The sequence below is a fragment of the Dysgonomonas sp. Shenzhen-Wh21 genome (assembly GCF_043392705.1).
GTDB lineage: Bacteria > Bacteroidota > Bacteroidia > Bacteroidales > Dysgonomonadaceae > Dysgonomonas.
This window is the reverse complement of record NZ_JAIXHZ010000031.1, coordinates 1-3,093: the sequence shown is the minus strand read 5'-3', so window position 1 is coordinate 3,093 and position 3,093 is coordinate 1. Positions and strand designations below refer to the sequence as shown.

Annotated in this window: 3 protein-coding genes; all 3 read right to left on the bottom strand. The window is 37.2% G+C overall.

Annotation, left to right across the window (positions count from 1 at the left end):
- Positions 1 to 1,048: efflux RND transporter periplasmic adaptor subunit (locus LDB17_RS01235; RefSeq protein ID WP_393924842.1), on the bottom strand; the 1,048-nt coding region annotated here is incomplete at its 3' end.
- Positions 1,049 to 1,085: 37 nt separating this feature from the next.
- Positions 1,086 to 2,342, bottom strand: coding sequence for an ABC transporter permease (locus LDB17_RS01230; RefSeq protein ID WP_252637331.1), 1,257 nt, complete (start codon positions 2,340 to 2,342; stop codon positions 1,086 to 1,088).
- A 14-nt stretch (positions 2,343 to 2,356) separates the two neighbouring features.
- Positions 2,357 to 3,093: ABC transporter permease (locus LDB17_RS01225; protein WP_393924841.1), on the bottom strand; the 737-nt coding region annotated here is incomplete at its 5' end.

The following is a 3,093-nucleotide window of genomic DNA, read 5'->3' as shown; positions in this document are numbered from 1 at the left end:
ACCCGGATTTTACTTCTACTTTTATTCCGTCAGATAATCCTGTAGTAATTAGTTTTTTATCAAATAATTGTTCAATAGAATCTTTTAGAACGTAAACATACGCAGAGTCATTACTGAATGTAATTGTACTTTCCGGTATAGATAATACTTTCTCAGCTTTAGATAATACGATTTCTGCATTTGCGCTGTATCCGGCACGAATAACGACTGTGTCAGGGATACGTGCTGCTGCTTTTATTTCAAAAAGAATGGCTCCGTTTTCTTCAACTCCTTTTGGTGCGATATATTCTAGAACAGCATCAAATTTTTTGTTTTCTATAGCACCTACAGATAGTTTCATTGGCATACCAGTATGTATACGTCCGACTTCGGTTTCGTCTACTTTTCCAATAAAGATCATATCGTTCATGTTGGCTACACTAGCTATAGTAGTACCATCATTAAATGTATTGGCCTGAATAACAGAGTTTCCGACTTTAATAGGAACATCTAATATCATACCAGTAATAGTAGATCTGATCTGAGTATTACTGTATTGTGCTGTTTTTTTAGAAATCCCATTTTTTACAATGTCTAAATTATCTTTAGAGTTATCGAGCTCTTCTACAGCTTTTTTGTAGTCTGCTTCCGATTTATCCATCTCTTCCTTGGCTATTACACCTTTCCCAAAAAGCTGCTTTTGCCTGTCATATTCTGCTTTTATCTGGTTTAGGTTGATGCGAGCAACATTAACTCTCGATTCAGCACTATTCAGCTGAGAGACTTCAGGTATTACTTTTACCGTAGCAATAATTTCTCCTTCTTTTACAAAATCACCGGCTTCTTTCAGCACCTCCGATACAATCCCGGAAATCTGAGGTTTGATAAGAATTTCATCACGTGGTGATACCTTACCTGTTGCTACAGTGGTGTTTTCTATATCTCCCGATTCCACAGTTGATATTTCATAAACAATCTTCTTCGGTTGTGATTTTCTAAAAAGAAAATATAATGTACCAACGAAAATTAATCCGATAAATACTAGTCCAATAATTTTTAAAGCTTTCATATTATTTAATTTTCTATTTTTTATTCTTTACAGTAAATTATTCTTCTCTGATAGCATCGATTGCTTTTATGCGTAGTGCTCTCATTGCAGGCATCAATCCCGAAAGTATACCCGATATGATCAATACTCCTAATGCAGCTATTGCTGTCCAGAATGAAACTAGCGGTGGTATGAGAAATACATCATCACTTATATTTTTGCTCATGACGTAGCTAATGATTTCTATGAGTGCTATTCCTGCAAAAAAGCCTGCAAATCCGGCGATTGTCGTTAAAACAAAGCTTTCACTTAAAATCTGCTTCACTATTGTTATTGGCTTCGCACCGATAGCACGTCTCACTCCAATTTCACGGGTTCGTTCACGTACTGTTACCAGCATAATATTACTGATACCTATAATGCCGGATAACAAAGCACCTATTCCAACAAACCATATAAGAAAATCTATACCTAAAAATAAGTTGTTGAAGATTTGAAATTGTTTTTCTATATTGAAGCTACCTACGGCTTTTTCATCGGTAGGAGATATGTCATGTGCTGTTTTTATTATCGCTGTAACCTCTTCTTCTACCACAGAGGATGGATAACCCGGTTTAGCTGTACATGCCATAAAATAGACTTTGTCTCCTTGATTAAAGGCCTGTTGCATTGTAGAGAATGGAATAAAAACCGTTGATTCTACATCTCCGCCGATCGACATGTTCGACTTAGGACGAATCACTCCAATTACTTGAAAGTATATCCCATTTACTCTTATATATTGTCCTTCGGGATTTTCCCCCGGCTGAAATAATGTTTCATAAACCTCTCGTCCGATTACACATACTTTGCGAGTGCCCGCTATATCCAATTCGTTGAATACTCGCCCCATGAGTATGTGCTGTTGTTCTATATTGAAATGATCGGGATATATACCTCTTGTTCCATACGATCCTGATTTTCGTCCACGTACAACATTTTTATCTCCGCTATTTCCAAAGAGTACAGGAGAAATATATTCCACTGATTGGGCTTTCTCTCTAATCAGCGTAACATCTTTTCTGTTCATCGACCAGAAACGTCCTTTACGGAATCCTTTATACGGTTCACTGGTAACATCTGTCCAAAAGAAGCAGGAGTTGGATGCAAATCCGCTTACGTTTTTCATGATACCTCCTTGAAAGCTATATCCGATACCTATAAGGATAATAAGCATAAAAATACCCCACGAAACGCCTATGCAAGTAAGAAAACTTCGAAGCTTATTTCGAGTGATCGTTACCCATATTTCTTGTAAATTATCTAAATCAAACATGTTCTGGTTTTTTATTATTCGGCTCTCATCGCTTCTATTGGACTCACTTTTGTCGCTTTCAGGGCAGGTATAAGACCTGCAATTGTTCCTGCAACAATCAGAACTACTGTTGCCCATATTACAGTGGATAAATCTACTGTTGGATCTTTGAATATTGAAGGACCATCCGATGGCGCGTTTGCCATAATTGTACTAATTCCTTCTGTTATACCAACCCCAATGACTATACCAATGTAACCTGCTACGGTAGTGATCAGTATAGATTCAAAGATAATGAGCTTGAGTACAGAGAAAGGAGTAGCTCCTATTGCCTTTCGAATACCGATTTCTTTAGTTCGTTCTTTTACAGTTATAAGCATGATATTTCCTACACCAACAATTCCAGCTAATAATGAAGCAATTCCGATGACAATGATAAAAGCAGTGATAATAAAGAATATACTTTGTGCTTCCAACATGTCTTCTGCCGTATTGCGGACATACAATGCAGATCTGTCCGCCGGGTCAAAATTATGGAGTGTTCCCATTCGTTGGCGGAGCCTTTCTACAAATTTCTCGTTTGCTTCTTTGGTTGGCAATCCGACTACGGTAAAATCAATCCTGCGAAAACCATAACCTTTGTTATATAGCATCTGGGCTGTTGTGAAAGGAATATAACCCGGAGGGTTGTTGTCATAGATATCTTCATTATCATAAACCCCAATCACCTGATAAGCTATATTATTATCAGCAATCACATATTGGTCTATAG